This is a genomic window from Xanthomonas sp. F1 (genome assembly GCF_014199855.1).
In genome coordinates, this window is record NZ_JACHOK010000009.1 from 148,676 (window position 1) to 173,814 (window position 25,139).

Annotated in this window: 25 protein-coding genes; 10 read left to right on the forward strand and 15 right to left on the reverse strand. The window is 70.4% G+C overall.

Translation table 11 applies throughout. The annotated features are described in order from the left end of the window. Positions 1-34: 34 nt before the first annotated feature. The 11 genes from GGR71_RS17575 to GGR71_RS17625 form a co-directional block, all read right to left on the reverse strand. A complete protein-coding gene (locus tag GGR71_RS17575; protein ID WP_160959666.1) occupies positions 35-1,222 on the reverse strand; it encodes a diguanylate cyclase in 1,188 nt (395 codons plus the stop codon). Positions 1,223-1,365: 143 nt separating this feature from the next. Beyond that, positions 1,366-2,481 carry a hypothetical protein gene (locus tag GGR71_RS17580; RefSeq protein WP_160959669.1) on the reverse strand — a complete coding sequence of 372 codons (1,116 nt, stop codon included), beginning with the start codon at positions 2,479-2,481 and terminating at the stop codon, positions 1,366-1,368. Then, complete coding sequence (locus tag GGR71_RS17585; RefSeq protein WP_160959671.1) at positions 2,478-3,659, reverse strand: ATP-grasp domain-containing protein; 1,182 nt, start codon at positions 3,657-3,659, stop codon at positions 2,478-2,480. Before GGR71_RS17585 ends, GGR71_RS17580 begins: the two co-directional genes overlap by 4 nt. Then, entirely contained in the window at positions 3,652-4,500 is an 849-nt protein-coding gene (locus GGR71_RS17590; RefSeq protein ID WP_160959673.1) for an MBL fold metallo-hydrolase, read from the reverse strand. The genes GGR71_RS17585 and GGR71_RS17590 overlap by 8 nt, the downstream gene beginning before the upstream one ends. Next, positions 4,497-5,474 carry an NAD-dependent epimerase/dehydratase family protein gene (locus tag GGR71_RS17595; RefSeq protein WP_160959675.1) on the reverse strand — a complete coding sequence of 326 codons (978 nt, stop codon included), beginning with the start codon at positions 5,472-5,474 and terminating at the stop codon, positions 4,497-4,499. The genes GGR71_RS17590 and GGR71_RS17595 overlap by 4 nt, the downstream gene beginning before the upstream one ends. A 1-nt stretch (position 5,475) precedes the next feature. Next, positions 5,476-6,483: a 3-oxoacyl-[acyl-carrier-protein] synthase III C-terminal domain-containing protein gene (locus tag GGR71_RS17600; RefSeq protein WP_160959677.1), complete on the reverse strand. Its 1,008-nt coding sequence runs from the start codon at positions 6,481-6,483 to the stop codon at positions 5,476-5,478. Between the two features lie 109 nt (positions 6,484-6,592). Next, a complete protein-coding gene (locus GGR71_RS17605) occupies positions 6,593-7,039 on the reverse strand; it encodes a GNAT family N-acetyltransferase (RefSeq protein WP_202405032.1) in 447 nt (148 codons plus the stop codon). A 316-nt stretch (positions 7,040-7,355) separates the two neighbouring features. Next, complete coding sequence (locus GGR71_RS17610) at positions 7,356-8,057, reverse strand: glycosyltransferase (RefSeq protein ID WP_160959680.1); 702 nt, start codon at positions 8,055-8,057, stop codon at positions 7,356-7,358. A gap of 64 nt (positions 8,058-8,121) precedes the next feature. After that, positions 8,122-9,117 carry an aldo/keto reductase gene (locus GGR71_RS17615; protein WP_160959683.1) on the reverse strand — a complete coding sequence of 332 codons (996 nt, stop codon included), beginning with the start codon at positions 9,115-9,117 and terminating at the stop codon, positions 8,122-8,124. A 53-nt stretch (positions 9,118-9,170) separates the two neighbouring features. Continuing rightward, positions 9,171-9,362 (reverse strand): carboxymuconolactone decarboxylase family protein, encoded by a 192-nt coding sequence (locus tag GGR71_RS21190; RefSeq protein ID WP_343160811.1) that lies wholly within the window; start codon positions 9,360-9,362, stop codon positions 9,171-9,173. Positions 9,363-9,740: 378 nt separating this feature from the next. Then, entirely contained in the window at positions 9,741-10,808 is a 1,068-nt protein-coding gene (locus GGR71_RS17625) for an aldo/keto reductase (protein ID WP_160959685.1), read from the reverse strand. Between the two features lie 139 nt (positions 10,809-10,947). Here GGR71_RS17625 and GGR71_RS17630 point away from each other — a divergent pair, with 139 nt between their 5' ends. Further along, a complete protein-coding gene (locus tag GGR71_RS17630; RefSeq protein ID WP_160959688.1) occupies positions 10,948-11,859 on the forward strand; it encodes a LysR family transcriptional regulator in 912 nt (303 codons plus the stop codon). Between the two features lie 199 nt (positions 11,860-12,058). On the opposite strand, the gene GGR71_RS17635 is transcribed toward GGR71_RS17630, so the two are convergent. Both GGR71_RS17635 and GGR71_RS17640 read right to left on the reverse strand, forming a co-directional pair. Beyond that, on the reverse strand, positions 12,059-12,628 hold the full coding sequence (locus GGR71_RS17635) for a flavodoxin family protein (protein ID WP_048492263.1): 570 nt from the start codon (positions 12,626-12,628) through the stop codon (positions 12,059-12,061). 106 nt (positions 12,629-12,734) lie between these two features. Next, positions 12,735-13,643 carry a LysR family transcriptional regulator gene (locus GGR71_RS17640; RefSeq protein ID WP_160959691.1) on the reverse strand — a complete coding sequence of 303 codons (909 nt, stop codon included), beginning with the start codon at positions 13,641-13,643 and terminating at the stop codon, positions 12,735-12,737. A 107-nt stretch (positions 13,644-13,750) separates the two neighbouring features. On the opposite strand from GGR71_RS17640, the gene GGR71_RS17645 reads away from it, so the two are divergent. From GGR71_RS17645 to GGR71_RS17665, 5 genes are all read left to right on the forward strand, one after another. Next, positions 13,751-14,152 carry a DoxX family protein gene (locus tag GGR71_RS17645; RefSeq protein ID WP_160959693.1) on the forward strand — a complete coding sequence of 134 codons (402 nt, stop codon included), beginning with the start codon at positions 13,751-13,753 and terminating at the stop codon, positions 14,150-14,152. 32 nt (positions 14,153-14,184) lie between these two features. Then, positions 14,185-14,991: a DODA-type extradiol aromatic ring-opening family dioxygenase gene (locus GGR71_RS17650; protein ID WP_160959696.1), complete on the forward strand. Its 807-nt coding sequence runs from the start codon at positions 14,185-14,187 to the stop codon at positions 14,989-14,991. Positions 14,992-15,086: 95 nt separating this feature from the next. After that, positions 15,087-16,331 carry a putative DNA modification/repair radical SAM protein gene (locus GGR71_RS17655; RefSeq protein ID WP_160959698.1) on the forward strand — a complete coding sequence of 415 codons (1,245 nt, stop codon included), beginning with the start codon at positions 15,087-15,089 and terminating at the stop codon, positions 16,329-16,331. Between the two features lie 56 nt (positions 16,332-16,387). Continuing rightward, positions 16,388-17,881: a UdgX family uracil-DNA binding protein gene (locus GGR71_RS17660; protein ID WP_160959701.1), complete on the forward strand. Its 1,494-nt coding sequence runs from the start codon at positions 16,388-16,390 to the stop codon at positions 17,879-17,881. A 447-nt stretch (positions 17,882-18,328) separates the two neighbouring features. Continuing rightward, positions 18,329-18,802, forward strand: coding sequence for a hypothetical protein (locus GGR71_RS17665; RefSeq protein WP_160959704.1), 474 nt, complete (start codon positions 18,329-18,331; stop codon positions 18,800-18,802). A gap of 366 nt (positions 18,803-19,168) precedes the next feature. On the opposite strand, the gene GGR71_RS17670 is transcribed toward GGR71_RS17665, so the two are convergent. Beyond that, positions 19,169-19,837, reverse strand: a complete 669-nt coding sequence (locus tag GGR71_RS17670; protein ID WP_048492244.1) for a class I SAM-dependent methyltransferase — start codon at positions 19,835-19,837, stop codon at positions 19,169-19,171. Between the two features lie 163 nt (positions 19,838-20,000). Here GGR71_RS17670 and GGR71_RS17675 point away from each other — a divergent pair, with 163 nt between their 5' ends. The 3 genes from GGR71_RS17675 to GGR71_RS17685 all read left to right on the forward strand — a co-directional run bounded on the left by GGR71_RS17675 (position 20,001) and on the right by GGR71_RS17685 (position 23,607). Next, positions 20,001-21,638, forward strand: a complete 1,638-nt coding sequence (locus tag GGR71_RS17675; protein ID WP_160959706.1) for a Na+/H+ antiporter — start codon at positions 20,001-20,003, stop codon at positions 21,636-21,638. Positions 21,639-21,901: 263 nt separating this feature from the next. Further along, positions 21,902-22,849 (forward strand): ATP-binding cassette domain-containing protein, encoded by a 948-nt coding sequence (locus tag GGR71_RS17680; protein ID WP_160959709.1) that lies wholly within the window; start codon positions 21,902-21,904, stop codon positions 22,847-22,849. After that, complete coding sequence (locus GGR71_RS17685) at positions 22,846-23,607, forward strand: ABC transporter permease (RefSeq protein ID WP_160959712.1); 762 nt, start codon at positions 22,846-22,848, stop codon at positions 23,605-23,607. The genes GGR71_RS17680 and GGR71_RS17685 overlap by 4 nt, the downstream gene beginning before the upstream one ends. A 76-nt stretch (positions 23,608-23,683) precedes the next feature. On the opposite strand, the gene GGR71_RS17690 is transcribed toward GGR71_RS17685, so the two are convergent. After that, positions 23,684-23,926 carry a DUF3297 family protein gene (locus tag GGR71_RS17690; protein ID WP_010343635.1) on the reverse strand — a complete coding sequence of 81 codons (243 nt, stop codon included), beginning with the start codon at positions 23,924-23,926 and terminating at the stop codon, positions 23,684-23,686. A gap of 146 nt (positions 23,927-24,072) precedes the next feature. Between GGR71_RS17690 and GGR71_RS17695 the strand changes: the two genes are divergently transcribed. After that, a complete protein-coding gene (locus GGR71_RS17695; RefSeq protein WP_160959715.1) occupies positions 24,073-24,612 on the forward strand; it encodes a DUF6630 family protein in 540 nt (179 codons plus the stop codon). The last annotated feature ends 527 nt before the right edge of the window (positions 24,613-25,139 follow it).

A 25,139-nucleotide genomic window follows, 5' to 3' on the forward strand; every position in this document is an offset into this window, starting at 1 on the left:
GGCGTCCGCCGCGTCCGTGGCTCGCTGCGGGCGATCATGCGATGGCGGTGCCGGCGACCCGGTTGCGGCCGGCGCGCTTGGCCGCGTACAGCGCCTGGTCGGCGGCCAACACCAGGCTCTGCCAGGACGCCTGCGCCCTTGGCGACAGGCAGTAGCCGATACTCACCGTGCACTCCAGCGCTGTCTCCGGCACCGCCTCGATTTGCTGCTGTTCGATGCGTCGCCGCAGGCGCTCGGCGAGATCGCGCACCCCCGCCTCCTCGCCATGCGGGACCAGCACCATGAATTCCTCGCCGCCGATGCGTGCCAGCAGGTCGGGCGTGCGGATGTGCTGCGCCAGCGTCTGCGCAATGGCGATCAGGACCTGGTCGCCGACGGCATGGCCGAAGCGGTCGTTGATCGACTTGAAATGGTCCACGTCGATCATCAGTACCGCGATCGCCCCCTGCTTGCGCGCAGCATCCTGGGTCGCCGCCTCGCCGCACTCCCACATCACCCGGCGATTGGTCACCCCGGTGAGCGGATCCTGCGAGGCGTGCCGCATCAGCTCCGCGTTCATTTCGCGGCTCAGCATCCACAGGAAGCCGGGGGTGATGCTGGCGGTCAGCACGATGCGCGAGAGCAGGCCGAAGTTGGTGGTCGGGTCGTAGCTGGTATCGGCATCGGGGTGGAGCGCCCACCAGGCGATCCGCAGTCCCACCATGCCAGCCCACAGGAAATGGCAGACGGCGGTGAAGCGCGCCGCCGAGCGCACCACGCTGTCGGCATAGCGCCACAGCGCGACTGCGGTCGCGGCGGTCAGCAGGCCGCGCACCATGCCGCCGAAGATCACCATGATCCGGTGATCGTGGTTGGCGTAGGACAGGCTGTAGAGCTCCAGTGCGCAGAGCAGCGCGACCGGCACCAGCAGCGTCCATTGCAGCAGCGGACGCCGCAGATAAGCGTTCACCGCCACCAGTGTCAGCATGGTGGCCACGTCCAAGGTGACGTTGCCGATGTGGTTGACCCAGAAGTTGGTGACGTTCCAGGCCGGCGCCTGCAGGATGCCGAAGCCCAGGGCGAACACGCCGTAGCTCAGCGCCAGCAGCAGCAGGCTGCGCGCGTGCCGTTCCTTGCGGCCGGTGACGTACAGGGCCAGGAACATCGCCGAGGACACTGCCGCGAGCAATGCGTTGACCATCAGCAGGGTGCCGGCATGGGCCAGATGCGCAATCCATTCCACAGATGTTCCGGGCCGCAGCGGCGATGAGGTGTTGCAGATGCAGCAAAGTATATGCCAGTGCCAGCGCCTGACATCCGGCGCGGCATGCGCGATCGAGGCTGAAAACGATTACGGTCTGCCTTCAGACGTGGTGCTGCGTTGCCTTACAGCCGGTACTTGCGCATCAGCGGTACACCGATGCGCCGAGTCAGCGCGCCGAGCGCGGCGATCGGCTGGCGTCGCCGCAACGGCAGGTGGCGTGCATCGACCGCGCTGTATTCGATGACCGGCATGCCGCCGCGCTGGCGCTTGAAGCTGGCAGCGCCGGCGCTCTGGTTGAGGCGCTGGCCGTACCGTCGCGCATGGTCGATGCCGCAGGCGGTGAGGGTGCGGTACAGCGCCAGCCGCTGCGGCAGGCGCAGGTCGTAGCCGACAATGGGAGCGGTGACGGTGCCGCCGATGCCGAACAGGCCGGTGATGCACACCAACTGCCCGGTATCGTCGCGGAAGCCGTCGAAGCGCAGCAGCCCGGCGCGATGCCAGGCGCGCAGGAAGCCGGCGTGGTAGGCCGGATTGCAGTGCGAATATTTTTCCAGATACAGCTGCGCATACAGCGCGGCGATACGCGGATAGTCGGCCTCGCCGATGGCGTCGTTGCCGCAGCGCTGCAGATCGCGGCGGTCGACCAGCTTGAGGTCGCGGACCAGATCGCGATGGCGCAGCAGCTGCGGCCAGTCCTCGTACAGGTACACCTGGCGACTGGCGATCAGGGTGAAGCCTTCGGCCTGCAGCGCGTGCAGCCACTGCGGCGTGTCCACCGCGTTGAGCGAGCGGAACCACAGCGCGTGGTCGGGCCAGCGCGCACGCGCGGCGTCCAACAGCGTGCGCAGGCCGCCGGGCGGCAACGGTGGATACAGGTTGGTGGACAGCAGCCAGTTGTTGAGGGTGACCGCACGGTCGATCCGCGCCCAGTCCAGCCACGCGCCGATGCCGCCGCACAATCCGCGCACCGGTGCGGCCAGTGTGCCCGGCAACAGCCGCGCGGCTTCCTCGGCGGCGTAGTCGGCATAGGTGGTGCGCGGCGAGCACACCCAGGCGTTGCCCGGGTGCTGTTCGCCGACGGTCACCGGCAGCGTCAGTGCGCCAGCCTGCAGCACTTCGATGCGCGCCCGCGCGTTGTCGGCCAGTTGCTGCGCGTCGCCGCCGGCATGCAGCGCGGCGAAGCGCTGCAGCTGCGCGACGTAATCGGCGGCCGCGGCCTCGGCGCTGTCGGCGTTCATGGCGGCGGCAGCGCCTCGCCGTCCCATTCGGTATCGCGGGTGGCGGCCTCGCGCACGCTGCAGCGTTGCGCCAGCGCCAGCCGCGCATGGCTGCCCAGGTCGCACAGCGTGCCGGCCAGCGGCCATCGGTCGCCGCGCGGCGCCAGCACGTCCTCGGCGCGCACGTAGTCCCGGCGCCACTGCCGCAGCCGGCCATGGCCCAACGCCGCAGGCAAGGCCACGCCCAGCATGAGCATGCCCAGCATCGCCGCGCGGTCGTCGGCCGGGCGCAGTGGCGCCTGCGCATCGCCCGCGTCGCCGCACAGCAAGGCCACCAGCGGGTCGGTCGCGGCGAACAGGTGCAGGCCGCTGGTCGCGCGCGGATTGCACTCGATCACGCTGCAGCGCCCTTGCGCGGAGACCATCCAGTCGAAGGAGATCTGCCCACTGAAGCGCAGCGCCTGCACCAACTGCGCGGTGAAGCGCTCGATCTGCGGATCGGGCGCGACATCGAAGTAGTAGCTGGAACTACGCCGCAGGCGATAGCGCGGGCGATACACCGCATGCGCCAACAACACGCCGTCGCGCGCCAGCGCATACGAGCAGCGCTCTTCGCCATCGCAGTAGCGCTGCGCGACCCAGGCGCCCTGGTCGGGCAGCGGCGTGTCCGCGGCCGGCAGGCCGTGCGGGTACAGCCGGACATGCACGCCGAAGCGCGAGAACTCGGGCTTCAGCACCAGGGGCGCAGTGCCCGCCCATTCGCGTGCCTGTTCCAGGTTGCGCACGCGCACGCTGTCGGGCACGTCGACGTCACTGTCCAGGCCGCGCGCCAGTTCCATGAAGGCGTACTTGCTGTGCAGCATGCGCAGCGTATCGAAGTCCTGCAGCGGCAGATGCAGTTGCGCCGGCAGCGCGCTGCGGTAGCGGGCCAGGTAGAACACTTCCTCGCAGGTCGGCACCAGCACGTCGATGCGCTGGCGTGCGAGCACGCCGTTGAGATCGGCCAGCCAGGCGCGCGGCGCATCGCGCGCGGGCGCGACGCGGTGATGCGCGGCGACCGCGCGCGACCAGCCGGAGATGCGGCTGGCGACGCTGTCGGCCAGGTGCACCCGCCAACCCTGCGCGGCGAAACGGCGCGCCAGGTCCAGGGCGACCGGCGCACGCGCGCCGGTGATCAGCACGCCGGGGACATCAGCCATGCGCGTGCTCCGCCGGCGCCGGCCGCCATTGCCGACAATGCGAGGGCACCAGCCGCAACGCTGGCTCGGCCTGGCGCAGCGCATGCAGCCGCGCCAACGTGTCGCGATACACGCGATGCTCGCCGAGCAGGTGGGTGACCAGCACCGGCGGCGGCGTGCCATCGGCGAGCGCGGCGCTGGACCAGGCCGCGTCGGCGATCAGGAACACCGGGCCGTGCGCGTCCTCGAACCACAGGCCGTAGTGGCCGGGCGCATGCCCGGGCAGCGGCACCAGCAGCACGCTGCCGTCGCCGAACAGATCGCGCGGTGTGCCGAAGTCGCGCAGCGCGGTGGGCGACGCCGCCGCGGATAGCGCCTCGATCCAGTGCATGCGCGGGCGCGCGCCGTGCAGCAGCGCCGGCAGGAAGCCTTGGCGCAGCGCGGCCAGCCGGCCGCGGCGCTGCAGGTCGTCCCAGGCCTGTCGCGCGCAGGCCAGGCGCGCCTGCGGAAAATCGGCGACGCCGCCGACGTGGTCGCCATGGAAGTGCGAGAGCACGATCCAGCCGATATGGTCCGGATCCACGCCGTCGCGGGCGAGCTGTTCGCGTAGCGATTGCCCGGGTGCCAGCCGCACCGGGGTCAGCCAGCGATACAGGCGCTCGGGGAAACGCGCGGTGGCGTCGAAGAAGTGCTGCGCGTAGCCGGTGTCGAACAGCAGATCGCCGTGCTGCGGATGCTGCAGCAGCGCCGCCAGCGCCGGGAACGGGCACGGCGCCAGCGGCGCGCCGCGGCGCGTGGCGCGTTCGGGGTGCGTGCAGTGGCCGGCCTCGTACAGCCGCCAGCGTAGTCGTGGCGCGCTCATGGCCGCCCCAGTGCGGCCAGCCCGGCCTCGGTCGACAGTACCGGCGCATAGCCGAGTTCGCGGCGCGCGCGGCCGATGTCCAGCGTCTGCGAATAGCCGAGCACGCCGATGCCGTAGCGGCTGAGCCGCGGTTCCGGCTGGCCGCGCCGGCGCAACGCGATCTGTTCGCCGAGCGTGGCCAGGGCCAGCGCCGGCCCGCGTGGCACCGGCAGCAGCCGCACGCGCAGGCGCAGCACCGCGAACAGCTCGGTCAGCAGGTCGCGCACCGCGATCGGCACCCCGTTGCTGATGTTGTAGGCGCGGCCGTCGCCGATGTGCTCGGCGCGCAGCGCGGCCAGCGCCGCGGCCACCGCGTTCTCCACGCAGCACACGTCGATCATCGCGCGGCCGCCGTTGACCAGCGGGAACCAGCCGCGCTGCGCCACCGCCAGCAAGCGCGGCACGATCGCGTTGTCGCCATGGCCGAACACCGCGCGCGGACGCAGCACCACCGCCGGCAGCCCGGCCGCCGCTGCGGCGCGTACCTTTTCTTCGGCTTCCCACTTGGTCTGCGGGTAGCCACCGATCCAGCGCGCCGGTGGGGTGAAGTCTTCGCTGATCTGGTATTGATCGGCGAAGCGGAAGTAGATGCTGGGCGAACTGAAGTGCACGAAGCGGCGCACGCGTGCGGCCAGCGCGGCGGCGAGCAGGCGTTCGGTGGCGACCACGTTGGCTAGGCGGAAGGTCTCGGCGCTGGCCCACGGTGCCGACAACGCCGCGCAGTGGATCACCGCATCGCAGCCATGCAGCAGCGGCGCCAGGTCGTCGCTGCACAGTTCGGCGGGCACGACCTTGATGCGCGGATCGCCAGCGAAGGCCGCCAGCTTGGCGGTGTCGCGGCCGCTGGCGCGCACCGGCAAACCGGCCTCGGCCAGGGCGCGCACGATGTAGGCGCCGATGAAGCCGGAAGCACCGGTGACCAGGACGCTTGCCATGTCAGTAGCGCAACACCGCGCCGCCGAACGCCAACCCGGCGCCGGAGCCGACCAGGCCGATCAGGTCGCCACGGACGATGCGGCCACTGTGGATCGCCTGGTGCAGCGCGCCGGGAATGGATGCCGCCATCTGGTTGCCGCGATGGCCGATGATCTCGATCAGCGCATCCGGTGCCAGTCCCAGCGCGACGCGCAGGTGGCGCAGCGCCTTGGCGCTGGCCTGGTGCGGCACGATCCGCCGCAGCTGCGCCAGCTCGATCCCGGCCTGCGCCAGCAGCCGCTGCAGGAAGCCGGGCAGTTTCGCCGCAGCGAGGCGATAGGTGGCGCGGCCGTGCATTTCGAACTGCGAACCGGCGCGCAGCGCCTCGACGCCGTGGTCCAGGCGCAGGCGGGTGCCGCCGGCGCGCACGCGGCAGTGGTCGATGCCTTCGGAGTAGGTTTCCAGGCGTGCCGCCAGCAATTGCGAGCCGCTGTCGGCGGCGACCACCACCGCCGCGGCGCCGTCGCCGAACAGCGGCGCGGTGTCCGCGTCGTCCGGGTTGAGGCCGACGCTGGCGATCTCGCTGGCGACGATCAGCACGCGGCGATAGCGGCCGGCGGCGATCGCGCAGGCGGCCAGGTCGAGCGCGGCGATGAAGCTCAGGCAGGTGGCGTTGATGTCGAAGGCCGGGATGCCGCTGCCCTGCAGGCCCAGCCGCGCATGCAGCAGCGCCGCGCTGCACGGGATCGCCTGTTCCATCAGGCTGCAGGCACTGATCACGCAGTCGACCTCGTGCGCCTGCAGCTGCGCCGCCTCCAGCGCCCCGCGCGCGGCGCGTTCGCCCATGAAGGTGGCCGGCTCGTCGGCGCCCGCATAGTGCCGCGTGGCCACGCCGGTGTGCCGCAGGGTCCAGCCGGTGGGCTTGCCCCAGCGCCGGTCGAAGGTCTCCGCCAGCACCTGCTGCACGGGCAGATACTCGCCCGTGCCGAGGATGCGCACCGCGATGGGCCTGCTGGTGTGGACGCTCATCCGTAAAGCTCGCACAAGGGGCGCGCAGCGTACTGCCAGCGCCTCGGCGCCGGCAACCGCCCTTGGGAAGATCGCGCCGCTGTCTGCGGCTGGCGGCCTCGGACAGTCCTCAATCGCGCAGCGACTTGGCGAAATACTTGGGCGCTTCGACAAAGCCTTCGCGCCGATAGAAGGCGTGCGCCCGTTCCCGCCGGCGATGGCAGTGCACCTCCAGGCGGTCGCAGTCGCGCTGCCGCGCCAAGGCCTCGCCCTGCGCCAGCAAGCGCTGCCCGACGCCGGCGCCGCGTGCGCGATCGTCCACGCAAAAGTAGCTGATGCGGCCGATGTCGCCGGTCAACGCCAGCTGCGGCAGAAAATGCAGCGACAGCACACCCACGACGTCGTCTCCTGCGGCGGCCACCAGCAAGGCGGCGTCCGGATGCGCCAGCAACTGCGCCAGGCGCGTCTCGATGAAGGCCTCGGTGCCTGGATAGTCCAGCGCCGCCATCAACGCCGCGATGGCGTGCCGGTCCGCCATCACCGCCTCCCCGATCTCCAGCTTGCCGTTCTCGTCCATGTGCAGATCGTAGAAAGCGCCCGAGCCTGTAGGAAAGTGGATGACACGCCTAGGGCGTGTCACCCATTGCCGAGTATGCCGCGTTGGGTCTGGCAGGCGCGCGGCCGGCGTTGCGGGGCGCAGCGCCTGACTGGCCGTCAGGTCAAGCCGCGCGGCGCCGGCCGCGCGCCTGCCAGGCCCAACCCGTAGGGCCGCGGTTGTGCGCGCCCATGGCGGCGTCATCGCTCAGGCGTGGACGCACGTCCACTTCCTCGCTCTTCCTTGCCACAGGCGCGCGCAATCGCGGCGCGGCATGCTCGGGGATGGGTGGCACGCCCTAACGCCCGCGGCGCTGCCCGTACCAGAAGCCGAGCGCATCGCGCGAGCGCAGCATGCCGCGGCCGCGGCGCAGCAACTGCAGCAGCAGTTCCAGGTGCTCGCGCTTGCTGAAGCTGCGCAGTTTGCGGTCGGAGGTGTGCACCGCCTCGCGCAGGATCACGAAGTGGCCCTGTCTGGCCAGCGCGCGGCTCAGCGCTACGTCCTCGCCGGCGTAGTAGCGCTCGTCGAAGCCGCCGGCGGCGACGAAGGCGCTGCGCGTGCAGAACAGGAAACAGCCGGGGGCGATGCCGGTGCAGCGGAACAGCCAGCCGAACAGCGCCTGGGCCAGGCGTTCGTGCCAGGCGATGTCGCCGAGCAGGCGCACCTGCGCGCCGCCGCCGACCGCACCGGTGCCGAGCGCGCGCAGCGCCGCGGCCAGCAGCGGAGTGTTGACCCGGGTGTCGGCATCGACGAACAGCAGATGGCGGCCGCCGCTGGCGGCGGCGCCGGCATTGCGCACGGCGGCGATGTGCCGCAGTTCCACCTCCAGCACCTGCGCGCCGTGCCGGCGCGCGATCTCGGCGGTGGCGTCGCTGCAGGCATCGGCCACCACCAGCGTCTCGTAGTCCAGCCGCAAGGCCTGGGCGGCGACATGCAGCGAAGCCAGCGTGTCGCCGATCAGGGCGGCTTCGTCGTGCGCGGGGACGATGAAGGAGATCACCTCCGCATCATGCGGGGCCGGCGCGGCGCGGGCAATCGACCCGCGCCGTCGCCGGGGGCGCGGTTCAGCCCTGCAGGGCGCCGCGCGAGGCGGCGGGGTAGCGATGGCCGGCGGCGGCATCGGCGGGGAAGATCGCCTCGATCTGCGCCAGCTCCTCGGCGCTCAGCTTCACCTGCAGCGCGCCCAGGTTCTCTTCCAGGTAGGCCAGGCGCTTGGTGCCCGGGATCGGCACCAGGTCCTCGCCCTGCGCCAGCACCCAGGCCAGCGCCAGCTGGCCCGGGGTCACGCCCTTGGTCTGGGCCAGTTCGCGCACCCGCTCCACCAGTTGCAGGTTCCGATCGAAGTTCTCGCCCTGGAAGCGCGGCGAATGGCGCCGGTAGTCGTCGGCCTCGAAGTCCTCCGGCGAACGGATCGCGCCGGTCAGGAAACCACGGCCCAGCGGCGAATACGGCACGAAGCCGATGCCCAGTTCGCGCACCGTCTCCAGCGTGCCGTCGTGTTCCGGGTCGCGCGACCACAGCGAGTACTCGCTCTGCAGCGCGGTGATCGGATGCACCGCATGCGCGCGGCGAATGGTGGCGGCCGCAGCCTCGGACAGGCCGAGGAAGCGCACCTTGCCCTGTTCCACCAGCCGCGCCATCGCCCCGACCGTGTCCTCGATCGGCACGTTCGGGTCCACGCGGTGCTGGTAGTACAGGTCGATATGGTCCACGCCGAGCCGGCGCAGGCTGGCCTCGCAGGCGGACTGCACGTACTCCGGGCGGCCGTCGATGCCGCGTGCGGCCGGGTCGTTGGGGTCGAGCTTGATGCCGAACTTGGTCGCCAGCACGACCTGGTCGCGGCGCCCGGCCAGCGCCTTGCCGACCAGCACTTCATTGGTGTGCGGGCCGTACATGTCGGCGGTGTCGATCAGGCTGACGCCGCGCTCGATCGCGGCGTGGATGACCGCGATCGAAGCTGCGTCGTCGCTGCGGCCGCCGTAGAACGCGCTCATGCCCATGCAGCCGAGGCCGAGGGCGGAGACGCGGGGGCCGTTGCGGCCGAGGGTGCGGGTTTGCATGGAGGATGCTCCTGAGGGGGAGGGGAGGGAAGCGTGGCCGCCGGGCGGTTCGCTCAGGGTGAGGACGGGCCCAGCGCGTCGCGGGCGACGGCCAGGGCATTGAGCGCGGTGGGGAAGCCGACGTAGGCGTACAACTGGTCGAGCACCGCGAAGATCTCCGCGCGGCTGGCGCCGGCGGCGAGCGCCGCACGCAGGTGCACGCGCAGTTGCGGTTCGGCGTGGCCGAGGCTGGCCAGCACCGCCACCGTGACCGCTCGCGGGTCTTCAGGTCCAGCGCGGTGCCCGGACGATAGATCTCGCCGAACGCGATGGCCGCGCCGCGGCCGGTGAGCGCGGTGTCCGGGGCATCGGCCAGCGCGCGGATCGCCTGCGCCTGCACAGGTCCCATCAAGGCGTCGATCTGCGTGATGCCGGCCGCTTCGGCCTCGACCAGGGTGGTCTGGCCCGGGAGCGCGGAGGGCGCGCTGGGCCGGCCAGGGGACGGCGGTTCGGCGGCGGCGGTCTCGACGCCGCCGACGGCCAGGCCTGCGGCCAATGCCGCCTTCAGCAGGGAACGATGGGACGTGGACATGAGCTGGACCTCGCAACGAGAGAGGTGGCCGGCGGCAGGCTGCCGCCCGGGATCAGCGCGGCTGGATGCGGGTGCCGCCGCTGAGCAAGGCCTGTGGGTTGGGCGAGGCCAGGAAGTCGTGCGGGAAGCCCAGTTCGATCGCGCTGGCGGCATCCAGCCGCTGCAGCGCTTCGGCATCCAGGTGCAGGGTGAGCGCGCCGAGGTTGTCCTGCAGTTGCGCCACGCTGCGCGCGCCGACGATCGGCAGCGCCCCGCGCGCCAGCAGCCAGGCCAGCGCCACCTGCGCCGGCGAGCGTTGCAGCTCGGCGGCCAGCGTCACCACCGCCTCGGCCACCGCCAATGCGTGCTCGTTGAAGGTGCGCTGCGAATGCGCGACCTCGGCGCGGCCGACGCCATCGACCTGGGCGCCGCCCGAGGCGGCCGCACGTACCCGCGCCAGATCGGCGGCGCCGTACTTGCCGGTGAGCACGCCCATCGCCAGCGGCGACCAGGCCAGCACCGACATGCCCAGCGCCTCGGCCATCGGTACCAGTTCGCGCTCGACCGTGCGCTGCGCCAGCGAGTACTCGATCTGCAGGGCGACGAACGGCGTCCAGCCGCGCAGGTCGGCCAGGGTCTGCATGCGCGCCACCTGCCAGGCGGGGGTGTCGGAGATGCCGGCGTAGAGGATCTTGCCGGCGCGCACCAGGTCGTCGAAGCCGCGCATGATCTCGTCGATGCCGGTGGTGCCGTCCCAGGCGTGCAGGTACAGCAGGTCCAGGTAGTCGGTGCCCAGCCGCGCCAGGCTGGCGTCGACCGAGCGCAGCAGCGCCTTGCGGTGGTTGCCGCCGCCGTTGGGGTCGCCGGGGAAGGGATTGAGCGCGAACTTGCTGGCGATCACCAGGCGGTCGCGGCGGCCGGCGACGAAGCGGCCGAGCAGGGTCTCGGCGCTGCCGTTGGTGTAGATGTTGGCGGTGTCGAGGAAGTTGCCGCCGGCATCCACGTACAGATCGAACAGCCGGCGCGCCTCGTCGGCGTCCGCGCCCCAGCCCCAGTCGGCGCCGAAGGTCATGGTGCCCAGGCACAGCGGGCTGACGCGCAGGCCGGAACGGCCGAGCAGGCGGTAGTGATCGAGGGCCATCGCGGCCGTCTCCAGGTGAGGGTGCGGGCACTGTAGGCGCCGCCTCGCCATGGATAAATCCGGGTAATGCGCATGTGCTTTGAAGGTGTGCTAAACAATGGCCGGCGCGCATCGCGCCCGTCCTCCACTGCCGCCCGCCATGCACCGTCCACCGCCGCTGTCCGCCGTCGTCGCCTTCGTCCGCGTCGCCCACCATGGCAGCTTCACCCGCGCCGCCGCCGAACTGGGCGTGTCGCCTTCGGCGCTGTCGCAGACGCTGCGCGCGCTGGAGGCGCAACTGGGCGCGCGCCTGCTCAACCGCACCACCCGCCGGGTCGGCCTGAGCGAGCACGGCGAGCGCTTCCTGCAGCGGGTGGCGCCGGGCCTGGCGCAGATCGACGCGGCCTTCGCCGACCTGGATTTCCTGCGCGATCGTCCGGCCGGCACGCTGCGCATCAACCTGCCGCTGGTGGCCGCCGAGCAACTGGTGTGTCCGCACCTGCCGGGGTTCCTGGCGCGCTATCCGGAGGTCAGCGTGGAGCTGTTTTCGGACCGCACCCTGGCCGATATCGTCGCGGGCGGCTTCGACGCCGGCATCCGCCTGGGCGAGAGCCTGGCGCGCGACATGATCGCGGTGCCGGTGGGCCCGCCGCAGCGGCAGACGGTGGTGGCCGCGCCGGCGTATTTCGCCACGCACGGGGCGCCGCGCACGCCGGCCGAACTGGCCGCGCACGACTGCATCCGCTGGCGGCGCACCGACGGCCGCCTGCAGGCCTGGGAATTCACCCGCGACGGCCACGATTTCCTGGTCGAAGTCAGCGGGCGGCTGGTGGTCAACGACACCGCGGTCGGCCTGGACGCCGCGCGCCGCGGCCTGGGCCTGGGCCAGGCGTTCGAGTGGCAGGTGGCCGCCGACGTCGCCGCCGGGCGCCTGCAGCAGGTGCTGGACGACTGGCACACGCCATTCGCCGGCTGGCACATCTACTACCCGGCGCGCGAGCACCTGCCGCCGAAGCTGCGCGTGTTCATCGATCACCTGCGCGCGGCGCACGCACCGGACGGCATGGCGTAGCGCGACCGCGCTGGCCAACGGTTGTCGCATTGCGAGATGGGGACGGAGAGAGCAGGCGGCGGTGCCGCAGCCGCGATCGCAGCGTGGATCGGAGAAGCGCCCGACCGGCAGGGCCGGGCGCCGTGGGGGCGTCGCATCGCCCAGAGATCGCTGCGATCGCGATGCAGGGTGCCGCCCTTTGCGGGCGACACCGATGGGCTCAGCCCTTGAACCTGGCCGCGAACTCGGCCACGCGCTTGCCGAGCAGGCGCGCGGTCTCCAGGTCGCCGCTGCGCGGCGCCTCGTCCGGCGAAGCATCGGACGGCGAGATCGCCAGCGCGCCGCCGAAGCCGGCAGTCCAGTTCACGTCGTCGGAGCCGTGCGCCTTGGTGTTGGACGGCATCAGGCCGGTGCCGACCCAGATCTGCGCGTGCTGCTGCGACAGGGTCCAGAAGTACTCGATGGTGGCGAACTTGTCGCCGTTGACCGAGGCCGAGTTGGTGAAGCCGGCGGCGATCTTGTCCTTCCAGGCCTGCGCGAACCATGGCTTGGAGCTGGCGTCGGCGAACTTCTTGAACTGCCAGGCGGGGCCGCCCATGTAGGTCGGGCTGCCGTAGATGATGGCGTCGGCCTGGCCGATGGCCTCCCAGGCGCCGTCGGGCAGGTTGCCGTCCTGATCGATGCGGTACAGCGTGGCTTCGCCGACGCTGGCGGCGCCGGCGTGCACGGCCTCGGCCTGCTTGACGGTGTGGCCGTAGCCGCTGAAGTAGACGATCGCGATCTTGCTCATGCGCGGACTCCTGAAGGTGAGGGGAAAAGCGCGGGCATTGTGCGCATGCGTCGTGGTCGCGATCAGCGCCATCGGCGGGATGTTGTGTCCGACCGTGCGCCGCGGTTCAGCTCTCGGCCGGGGCGCGCATCGTGCGGTCGACGCCGACCTCGACCAGGTAGTCGATGAAGCTGCGCACCTTCGGCGCCAGGTGGCTACGGCTGGCGTACACCGCATACACGCCGGTCGGGCCGAGCTGGTGATCGGGCAGGACCCGCACCAGGCTGCCCTCCTCCAGCGCCGCCTCGGCCATGAAATCCGGCTGCACGGTGATGCCCATGCCGGCGATGGCCGCCTCGCGCAGCACGTCGCCGGCGTTCGCGCGCAGGCCGCCCTGCACGCGCACCTGGGTCGGGCCGTCCGGTCCCTGCAGCACCAGTTCGTCCAGCGGCATGTAGCTGTAGCCCAGGAATTCATGGCCGGCCAGGTCGGCGGCCAGGCGCGGCGTGCCGGCACGTTCCAGGTAGGACGGCGCGGCGCACAGGTAGACCTGCACCTCGCCGAGCTTGCGCGCGATCAGGGTCGGCGCCACTTGGCGAGTGACACGGATCGCCAGGTCGTAGCCTTCCTCGACGATATCCACGATCCGGTCCGACAGCGTCAGGTCCAGCGCGACCTGCGGGTAGCGCGCGCGATAGCCGGCCATGCGCGGCCCGAGCCGGGCGACGCTGAAACTGAAGGGGGCATTGATCCGCAGCGTGCCGGACGGCGTCAGCGCCTGTTCGCCGACCGCCGCCTCCATGTCGTCGAACTCGGCCAACAGCAACTGGCAGCGTTGGTAGTAGGCCGCGCCGGCGCTGCTCGGGCTGACCCGGCGGGTGGTGCGGTTGAGCAGGCGCAGGCCCAGCCGCCGTTCCAGCCACGCCACCTGGCGGGTGACGCTGGCGGTGGAGATGCCCAGCGCGTCGGCGGCGGCGTTGAAGCCATTGCGGTCGACCACGGCGACGAACACCCGCATCGCATCCAACGTGTCCATTGTTGCGCATCCTGAAATTAATTCTCGGAATAAAGATAATTTATTCGTGCTGGCGATGGGAATAGCCTGTGCAGCGTCGTCCATCCCATCCTGCTAGGAGATCTCCCATGTCCGCTCCCGTCTCCCGCCTGGCGCCGTATGGCGCCACCCTGCTGCGCCTGACCCTGGGCGCGCTGTTCCTGGTGCATGCGCTGACCAAGCTGCTGGTGTTCACCCCGGCCGGCACCGCCGCCTACTTCGTGTCGCTCGGCCTGCCCGGCGCGCTGGGCTATGTGGCGATGGCGCTGGAGTTCACCCTCGCCGCGTCCTTGCTGCTCGGCGTGTACGCGCGCTGGGTCGGATTGCTCGGCATCCCGCTGCTGCTCGGCACCATCGTCAGCGTGCACGGCGCCAACGGCTTCGGCTTCGCCAATCCGGGCGGCGGCTGGGAATACCCGGCGTTCTGGGCGCTGGCGCTGGCGGTGCTGTTCCTGATCGGCGACGGCCGCTTCGCATTGCGCTCGCGCTGAGCGCGGCATTCCATCCTTTCCGGAGACCTGCCATGTCCCGCCTGCCTTCCCTCTACATCTCGCACGGTTCGCCGATGACCGCGTTGCAGCCCGGCCTGGTGGGCACGCGGCTGGCCGAACTGGCGGCCACGCTGCCGCGGCCGCGCGCCATCGTGCTGGCCTCGGCGCACTGGCTGGGCCGGCGGCCGCTGGTCGGCGCCGCCGCGCAGCCGCAGACCATCCACGACTTCGGCGGCTTCCCGCAGGCGCTGTACGCCATGCAGTACCCGGCGCCGGGCGCGCCGGCCCTGGCCCACCAGGTCGCCGAGTTGCTGGCGCAGGCCGGGCTGGCGCCGGTGCTGGACGAGCGCCGCGGCCTGGACCACGGCGTGTGGGTGCCGCTGTCGCTGCTGTATCCGCAGGCCGACATCCCGGTGGTGCCGCTGTCGATCCAGCCCGAACTCGGGCCGGAGCACCATCTGGCACTGGGCCGGGCGCTGGCGCCGCTGCGCGAGGACGGCGTGCTGGTGATCGGCTCGGGCAGCATCACCCACAACCTGCACGACTTCGGCCGCTACGCCGAGGGCAAGGAGGTGCCCTACGTGCGTCCGTTCATCGAATGGACCGAGCAGGCGTTGCGCCGCGACGACGTGCCGGCGATGCTCGACTACCGTCGGCAGGCGCCGTTCGCCGCCCGCGCGCATCCCACCGACGAGCACTGGCTGCCGATCTACGTGGCGATGGGCGCGGCCGGTGCGGACGGGTTGGGCGCGCAGCGCATCGACGCCGGCATCGATGCCGGGCTGCTGGCAATGGACATCTACCGTTTCGACGGCGCCGCGGCGCGCGCGGCGGCCTGAACGTCGGGTCCTTCGACCTGAGCGATTCATCGCGGTGAAGGTCGCAGTCGCTCCGCGTCTCACCGTTTGAGACGCGGACGCGGCATCGTCGGCCGGTGAATACCCTCGAAAAACTCGCCGTGCTCGCCGACGCGGCCAAGTACGACGCGTCCTGTGCCTCCAGCGGCGCCGACAAGCGCCATTCGCTGCGCACGGGTGGCATCGGCAGCACCGAGGGCATGGGCATCTGCCATTCGTACACGCCCGATGGGCGCTGCGTGTCGTTGCTGAAGATCCTGCTGACCAACTTCTGCGTGTTCGACTGCGCGTATTGCGTCAACCGCGTGTCCAGCAACGTGCGCCGCGCGCGCTTCACCCCGGCGGAAGTGGTCAAGCTGACCCTGGATTTCTACAAGCGCAACTACATCGAAGGGCTGTTCCTCTCCAGCGGCATCATCCGCAACAGCGACTACACCATGGAGCAACTGGTGGAAGTGGCGCGGCAGCTGCGCGAGGAGCACCGTTTCGCCGGCTACATCCATCTCAAGACCATCCCCGATGCGGCGCCGGAACTGCTCGCCGCCGCCGGCCGCTATGCCGACCGGCTCAGCATCAACGTGGAGTTGCCGACCGAGCGCGGCCTGGCGCAACTGGCGCCGGAGAAGAACGTCGGCGGCATCCGTGCGGCCATGGGCGAATTGCGCTGGCGCATCGAGGAGAGCAAGGAAGCGCGCAAGGCGGAAGCGCGGGTGCGCGCCAAGCCGCCGCGCTTCGCCCCGGCCGGGCAGAGCACGCAGATGATCGTCGGTGCCGATGGCGCGGACGATCGCGCGATCCTGCACACCAGCCACAATCTCTACGGCAACTACCGCCTGCGCCGGGTCTACTACTCCGCGTTCAGTCCGATTCCCGATGCCTCCGCCAAGCTGCCGTTGCTGGCGCCGCCGCTGCAGCGCGAGCACCGCCTGTACCAGGCCGACTGGCTGCTGCGGTTCTACGATTTCTCGGTGGAGGAGATCGCCCCGCCCACCACCAGCGGCATGCTCGATCTGGACGTGGACCCCAAGCTGGCCTGGGCTCTGCGCAACCCCGAGCGGTTCCCGGTGGATCTCAATACCGCCGCGCGCGAACTGCTGCTGCGCGTGCCGGGGCTGGGCACGCGCAACGTCGAGCGCTTGCTGCTGGCGCGGCGGCATGCGCGGCTGCGGGTCGAGGACCTGGCGCGGCTGCGGGTGCCGCTGAAGAAACTGCTGCCGTTCGTCAGTGTGCTCGACCACCATCCGCGGCAGCGGCTCGACGATCCGCAGCGGCTGCGCGCGCAACTGGCGCCGGCACCGCGGCAGGGTGGGTTGTTTGATTGAAGCGATGGGGGCGGTCGTTTGCGTTCGACGCGCTGGCGCGATGCGAGGGGCAGATCGTGTTCCAGGCTGAGGTGGCACCGCCATGGAGTCTGGAGGCGTGGCGGGCGGTGGCGCGGGCGGCGTGGTGTGCGCAGGTGGCGCCGGAGACGCTTGCCTGGGATGGCGATGCGCAGGGAGGGCTGCTCGCCGGGACCGACGTCGCGACGCTGCCGGCACAGGTGCCGCCGCCGCGGGTGTCGGCGGAGTTCCTGGCGCTGGCCGGTGCGGTGCTGTGCCATCGCGATCCGCAGCGGCACGCGCTGCTGTACCGCCTGCTGTGGCGCATCGCCGGCGGCGAGCGCGCACTGCTGCAGCGGGTCACCGATGCCGATGTGCACCGCGCCCAGCAATGGGCGCAGGCGGTGCGCCGCGACAGCCACAAGATGAAGGCGTTCGTGCGTTTCCGCGAAGTGCCGGGCGAGCAGGAGGCCTACATCGCCTGGTTCGAGCCGGAGCACCACATCGTCGATCGCGTGGCGCCGTTCTTCGCGCGCCGTTTCGCCGGCATGCGCTGGGCGATCCTCACCCCGTATCGCAGCGTGCGCTGGGACGGCGAGGCGCTGCAGTTCGGCGCCGGCGCGCAGCGCGCCGATGCGCCGGCCGACGACGCGCAGGACGCGCTGTGGCGCACCTACTACGCCAACATCTTCAACCCGGCGCGGCTCAACCCGACGATGATGCGCCAGGAGATGCCGCAGAAATACTGGAAGCACCTGCCGGAGGCGCAACTGCTGCCGACGCTGATCCGAGATGCCGGGCAGCGCGTGCGCGAGATGGCCGAGCGCGCGCCCGAGCCGGTGCGGCGGCGCATTCCCGCGCCGGCACCCGCGCCGGCGGTGGCCGCCGACGACAGCCTGGAGGCGCTGCGCGCGGCGGCGCGCGACTGCCGCCGCTGTCCGCTGTGGCAGCCAGCCACCCAGACCGTATTCGGCGAGGGGCCGCAGGACGCCGCGGTGATGGTGGTCGGCGAGCAGCCCGGCGACGAGGAGGACCTGAGCGGGCGGCCCTTCGTCGGCCCGGCCGGGCGCCTGTTCGACCGCGCGTTGCAGGAACTGGGTGTCGAACGTGCAGGCATGTACGTGACCAACGCGGTCAAGCACTTCCGCTTCGAGCAGCGTGGCAAGGCGCGGCTGCATCGCAATCCCGAGCGTGCTCATGTCGAGGCGTGCCGGATGTGGCTGGCCGGCGAACTGGCGCGGGTGCGCCCGCGCATCGTGCTGTGCCTGGGCGCGACCGCGGCGCGCGCGGTGCTGGGCAGCGGCTTCAAGCTGATGGCCCAGCGCGGGCAATGGCAGGCGCTGGACGACGGCACCCACGCGCTGGCCACCGTGCATCCGTCGTGGGTGCTGCGCCAGCGCGGCGGCGCCGCCGCGGACACGGCTTACCGCGGGTTCGTCGCGGATCTGCAGGCGTTGGCGCAGGAGCCGCAGACGCCGCGCACGCCAGCGTATTCCGATGGCGAGGCGGGCGAGCGACGCGTTTTCGACGGGAAGCCCGCGCGCCGTTCCTGATGTCGATCGCACCCGGGTGCGCCGGGAACCGCCTAGCGTGCCGCGTCTTGCGCACAAGGCGGCGTTGGCGTATCGCGCGTGGATGCCGGGCAACGGATAACGGTCGTGTCGGCGACCGGAAGGCACGGCTGGGTCGCGTCCGCCATGGCGCCGTCGCCGATCCGGGCGCATCGGTGTCCGTATCGCGCACCGCAGACGCAAGCGAGCATCCCGGCATGTGCCGTCGGCCGCTTCGGCATCGATCGCCGCTGCGTCCTGGTACGGCAGCCTGGACGGATAGGGCCGGGATGGGGCGCAAATCAGGTTTTGTCCGGCAGCCCTCGCAGTGCCGTCCGCCGATGCTGTCTTCGCATTGTCCTCGCCGAGCGCGACCGGCTCTGGCCATCGATCGGGATGCCGAGGGCGTGCCTATCACCCGCACGATCAAGCGCAGAAATGGAGGATGGCATGAAGTACTACCACTACGGCCCGATGTCGATCCTGAGCAAGGTGCAACGGCTGGGCGGCAAGAAGGGATGGGAGTTCATCGAGAGCGAACAGAACCAGTCGGAAGGAAAGCCGACGGCGTGCTATGTCACGCGGCTTTCGCCGCAACAGCTCGCCGACAACAGCAGCCCCGTGGCGCGGGTGCTGGGCCTGAAAGCGACCGAAGGCGATGCCTGGCTGTGCTTCGAAATGGATCTGCCCGCCGAATGGAATGAAAAGGGTGCTGCCGTCCTGATCTCCCCGATCAAGGGCGACCGGGGCAAGCAGGGAATCGCGCTGTTCATGACCAAGCAAAAGGACTATGCCGACAGCCTGGACGAGGGCGTGGACGAACGTAACGATTACATCTACATCAATCGCGCGTACTGCACGCAGATCTGGACCATCAGCACGGCCACGGGGAGCGGGAAGGAGGTCAAGAAATTCACCAAGTAGCCGGTGGTAGCCGGTGTCGGTGACGGCCGCGTTCGCGGGCCGCGGGCGCACGGGACCTGATCGCCGGAGGCCGGAGGCAGGAGCGCCGCCGCGCGGCGCGCCTGCTCAGGCATCGGGGGCGTTTCGCAGCCAATGGCAAGCGTCGCCCTGCGGCCATCTGCTTGCTTGCATGCCACGCGAGGCATGCAGGGTTCGCGGCTTGCGAGGGGCGGTAGTGGCATCAGGCCGGGGAGCGAATCGATCGCCGATCAAGGGCTGGAACCCGGCGTGGCGGCGGCATGCGACGCCGCTGCGCCTTCGCCGCGCCCAGCACCGCTGGCGCGGCACGGGCGGTGCCGGCGCAGGCGGCCCGACATCGGGCGTCGATCAGCGGCGCTGCAGCACGTAGCTGTTCTCGAAGCCATGGGCGCAGCCGAGCACGTGGAAGTCGCCGAAGTAGCCGGCGGCGCGCAGCAGGTCCACCGCCGGGCCGACCTCCGGCGAGTATTCCCAGTCACCGTAGTCGTCGAATACCACGAATCCGCCGGAGACGACGCTCGGCCCATACAGCAGGAAATCCAGCAGCACGTTGCGCCCGGTATGCCCGCCGTCGATGTGCAGCAGCGCCACCTTCGGTTCCATCGCGTAGAAATGCTCGGCACAAAACTCGGAGTAGCCGCGGATGAAGCGCGCATTCGGCAGCAGCTGCTGCCGGTAGTGATTGAATTCCTCGAACTGGTTCGGCAACGCGAACGGGTCCATGCCGATCACCCGGCGCTGGCGCCCGCAGACCTCGTTCATCAGCACCAGCGACTTGCCCTTCCAGACCCCGATCTCCACCAGGTCGCCTGGCACGCCTTCCAGCAGCAGGCACAGGTAGCCCAGCAGCCGCACGTGATCGTGGAAGGACAGCTCGCGCCGCTCCATCGCGTGCTCGGCCGGCAGGCTGGCCTGGGCCTGGACGAAGTGCTCGCCGACCAGGTCCCAGATCCGCGGAATGCTGCCTTCCGCCGCGTGTTCGTCGATGAAACGGTTGAGTTGCTGGATGGTGAGCATGCGGTCTCCGGCGGAAAGGTGCCGGTGTCCGCCACCGGCTCTGCCGCCGGATAGTAGCCTGTGCCGCCCGTGCCACTGGACATCGCCGCCGCGGTGCGCTTTGCTTGCAGGCTCCCCCATTCATGGGCGGCGCCGCCGGCGTGGCGCCGCCGTCCGGACGAGCATGCATTCGATCGAAGTGGTCTTGGCGATGTTGCTGGCGGTGGTGGCCAGCGGCTACCTGGTGCGCGTCCTGCCGTTCTCGCTGCCGTTGCCGCTGGTGCAGATCGGCCTGGGCGCGATCATCGCCGGCGTGTTCAAGAAGGGCTATGCGCTGGAGCCGGAACTGTTCTTCCTGCTGTTCCTGCCGCCGCTGCTGTTCCTGGACGGCTGGCGCATCCCCAAGCAGGGCCTGTTCCGCGACAAGGGCGTGATCCTGGAACTGGCGCTGGGCCTGGTGGTGTTCACGGTGCTCGGCGCCGGCTTCCTGATCCACTGGATGATCCCGACCATGCCGCTGGCGGTGGCGTTCGCGCTGGCCGCGGTGGTGTCGCCGACCGATCCGATCGCGGTGTCCTCGATCGCGGCGCGCGCGCCGATCCCCAAGCGGCTGATGCACATCCTGGAAGGCGAGTCGCTGCTCAACGACGCGTCCGGCCTGGTCTGCTTCCAGTTCGCGGTGGCTGCGGCGATCACCGGCACGTTCTCGCTGGCCGACGCCTCGCTGACCTTTCTGTGGGTGGCGCTGGTCGGCGTCGCCGCCGGCATCGCGGTGGTGGTCGGCACCAGCCTGGCGCAGCGCTGGGTGTGGCGCCAGGTCGGCGAGGAGCCGGGCGCGGCGATCCTGGTCAACCTGTTGCTGCCGTTCGCCGCCTACCTGCTGGCCGAGGCGATCAACGCCTCCGGCATCCTCGCCGCGGTCGCTGCCGGCATCGCCATGAGCTACGTGGAGCTGAGCGGCCGCGCCCCGGGCAGCATGCGCGTGCAGCGCTCGGCGGTGTGGGACATGGTGCAGTTCACCCTCAACGGCATCATGTTCGTGCTGCTCGGCGAGCAACTGCCGGGCATCGTACAGGGCGCCATGCACAACATGGACGAAGCCGGGCACCTGGACCCGTGGTGGCTGCCGGCCTACGCGCTGGCGATCTACGTCGGCCTGCTGCTGCTGCGCTTCCTGTGGGTGTGGCTGTCGCTGCGCTGGACCCTGCTCAAGGCGCGCCGTCGCGGCGAGGACCGGCAGAGCCCGCCGTGGCGGATCGTGGTGGCGACATCGCTGGCCGGCGTGCGCGGTGCGATCACCCTGGCCGGCGTGCTGACCCTGCCGCTGGCCCTGCCCAGCGGCGCCGCGTTCCCGGCCCGCGACCTGGCCATCTTCCTGGCCAGCGCAGTGATCGTCACCTCGCTGCTGGTCGCCAGCATCGGGCTGCCGCGGCTGCTGCGCGGCCTGGAACTGCCGGAAGAACCCAACGACCAGCGGGAAGAGGACCTGGCGCGGCGCGAGTCCTCGCGTGCGGCACTGGCCGCGGTGGAGAAGCTGCGCCAGCGGCTGGTGCAGGACAGCGAGCACGCCGATCTGTACAACGAAGCGGCGAACCGGGTCAGCGCGCTGTACCAGCGCCATCTGGACCACGGCGAGGCGATGGAGAGCGATCCGGAGGAGGCGCGGCGCCTGGACGCGGTGCTGCGCCAGTTGCGCAACGCCGGCCTGCAGGCCGAACGCCAGGAACTGTTCAAGCTGACCCGCCAGCGCAAGATCTCCGACGAGATCGCCCGGCGCCTGATCCGCAACCTGGATCTGCTGGAGGCGCGGCGCAAGAGCTGAGGGCCGGGATTGGGGAGATGGGAGTGGGGATTCGTTGAAGCGCTGGCTGCGCGTTGCGATGACGGATTCGGGTGCGTGCACACGGCGCGCACGCGCGATTGCCGGGCTTCTGCGAATCCCCACTCCCGACTCCCCAATCCCAGCTTTTCAGCACTATCCCGCACACGGGAGAGTGCTTCCGCTGCATCGGGATTTATCCATCACGACCAGGCTTCTACCCTGAGGGCCGTTTCCGCAGCCGCTGCGCCACCCCGGGAGGTCCCGTGTCGCCGATCATTTCCGTGCAACAGCTCACCAAGACCTACGCCGGAGGCTTCCAGGCGCTGAAGGGCATCGACCTGGAGATCCAGCGCGGCGAGATCTTCGCCCTGCTCGGCCCCAACGGCGCCGGCAAGACCACGCTGATCAGCATCATCTGCGGGCTGGTCAATCCCAGCAGCGGTCGGGTGCTGGCCGACGGCCACGACATCGTGCGCGACTACCGCGCCGCGCGCGGCAAGATCGGCCTGGTGCCGCAGGAACTGGCCACCGATGCGTTCGAGACGGTGTGGGCGACGGTGCGCTTCAGCCGCGGCCTGTTCGGCAAGCCGCGCGACGATGCCCACCTGGAGCGGGTGCTGCGCGATCTGTCGCTGTGGGACAAGCGCGACAGCCGCATCTCCACCCTGTCCGGCGGCATGAAGCGGCGCGTGCTGATCGCCAAGGCGCTGGCGCACGAGCCGTCCATCCTGTTCCTGGACGAACCCACCGCTGGCGTCGACGTGGAGCTGCGCCACGACATGTGGCAGATGGTGCGGCGCCTGCGCGAGCAGGGCACCACCATCATCCTGACCACGCACTACATCGAGGAGGCCGAGGACATGGCCGACCGCGTCGGCGTGGTCGCCCGCGGCGAACTGCTGCTGGTGGAGGACAAGCGCACGCTGATGCGCAAGCTCGGCAAGAAGCAACTGGCGCTGACCCTGCAGGCGCCGCTGCCGGCGTTGCCGCCGGCGCTGGCGGCGCAGCCGCTGGAGCTGTCCGCCGATGGCGCAACGCTGACCTACACCTACGACGCGCAGGCCGCGCAGACCGGCATCGGCCCGCTGCTGCGGCAACTGGAGGCGCAGGGCGTGGAGATCAAGGACCTGCAGTCCAGCGAGAGCTCACTGGAGGAGATCTTCGTCAGCCTGGTGCGGCCGGCCTCCGCCGCTGCGGAGGCGCGCGCATGAACCTGCACGCGATCGCCGCGATCTACCGTTTCGAGATGGCGCGCACCTTCCGCACGCTGACCCAGTCGATCGCCTCGCCGGTGCTGTCGACCTCGCTGTACTTCGTGGTGTTCGGCGCGGCGATCGGCTCGCGCATGGGCGCCATCGACGGCATCAGCTACGGCGCCTACATCATTCCCGGGCTGGTGATGCTGTCGCTGCTCAGCGAAAGCATTTCCAACGCCTCCTTCGGCATCTACATGCCGCGCTGGGCCGGCACCATCTACGAGGTGCTGTCGGCGCCGGTGGCGTGGTGGGAAGTGGTGATCGGCTACGTCGGCGCGGCGGCGAGCAAGTCGGTGCTGCTGGGCCTGCTGATCCTGCTCACCGCACGCGCCTTCGTGCCGTACGAGATTGCCCATCCGCTGTGGATGTTCGGCTTCCTGGTGCTGACCGCGCTGACCTTCAGCCTGTTCGGCTTCATCATCGGCGTGTGGGCCGACGGCTTCGAGAAGCTGCAGGTGATCCCGCTGATGGTGATCACGCCGCTGACCTTCCTCGGCGGCAGCTTCTATTCGATCAACATGCTGCCGCCGCTGTGGCAGAAGATCAGCCTGTTCAACCCGGTGGTGTACCTGGTCAGCGGCTTCCGCTGGGCGTTCTACGGCAAGGCTGACGTGCACATCGCGGTCAGCCTGGGCATGACCCTGGGGTTCCTGGCGCTGTGCCTGGGCGTGGTGTGGGCGATCTTCCGCAGCGGCTATCGGCTCAAGCCCTGAAGCGGTGGCCGGGGCCGCGGCGTGCGGCCGGCCACCGCAATGTGCCGGCAGGCGCTGTGCCTGCCGGCGATCGCGCCTACTTGGCGTCGAGCCAGAACGCCTCGACGGTGCCCTTGACCTTCATGGTCATCGGGTTGCCGCGGCGGTCGCGCGCCTTGCCGACCTGCACGCGGATCCAGCCTTCGCTGATCGAGTATTCCTCGACGTTGTCGCGCTCCACGCCGTTGAAGCGGATGCCGACGCCGCGCGACAGCGTCTCGGCATCGTGGAAGGGGCTCTGCGGGCTGACCGCCAGGCGGTCGGGGGGCGTGTCGGACATCGTGATGGCTTCGCGTGGCGGCGGACAGCGCCGTCTTCCGGGCTGCGAAGGATAAACGTCCACGGCGCCGTTGCCGAGTTTTGCGCTTCCGCCGGCGCGCCGGGCGCGGCACACTGGCGCTCCCCCGTGATGCCCGATCCGCCGCCATGCCCGACAACAGCGCCGACTACGACGATCCCGACGACCTGTTCGACGACGACGACGATCCGGACACCCAGCAGGGCTTGATCTGGAACCTGCTGCTGCTGATCAACCCGGGCGACGAGGAAAGCGCGCTGCGCCAGTTCGACGCCTACCGCGAGGCGGCCGGCGAGGCCGAGCGCGAGGACGCGGACTGGCTGTGGACGCTGAAGGACGCAATCGACTGGCGTGCGGGCTTCTATGTCGACGGCCACGACTGCGAGGCGCTGATCGGCGCGATCGACGAGCTGGCCGCGCGCTGGAACCTGCGCATCGACTGGGGCGGCGACGTTGACGACGCCGACTTTCTCGAGGACCACGACAGCGCCTCACTGCTGGCCGTGGCCTACGACCGCCTGCGCGAGCACGGCTACAGCATCTGGTGCTGGGACGCCGGCAGCGAAATCCGCGCCGGCTGGATGGCGCTCAGCCGCGACGACCAGGACATGCAGCGCCTGGCCGCGATCCTGGGCATCGACCTGCGCCCGGGCAGCGATCCGTTCTAGGCGTGCTTCGCCGTGCAGCGGTCGGATTTTCTGGCGTCGGATGCAGTCGGGACTGAAGTCCCTCCCACAGTGCACCCAGCAGCTTGCCGCAAGCACCCTGTAGGCGCGGCTTCAGCCGCGACAAGGGAAACAGTCGAATTTTCTGGCGTCGGATGCAGTCGGGACTGAAGTCCCTCCCACAGTGCACCCAGCAGCCTGCCGCAAGCACCCTGTAGGAGCGGCTTCAGCCGCGACAAGGGAAACAGTCGAATTTTCTGGCGTCGGATGCAGTTGGGACTGAAGTCCCTCCCACAGTGTACCCAGCAGCTTGCCGCAAGCACCTGTAGGCGCGGCTTCAGCCGCGACAAGGGAAACAGTCGAATTTTCTGGCGTCGGATGCAGTTGGGACTGAAGTCCCTCCTACAGTGCACCCAGCAGCCTGCCGCAAGCACCCTGTAGATACCGTCTTACCCCCTAGCAGGCAAGGGCCCTTTTCGGGTCGAACGCGGTGCCCGATTTGAGGACGCCGTAGGCGAGGTGCAGGAGCT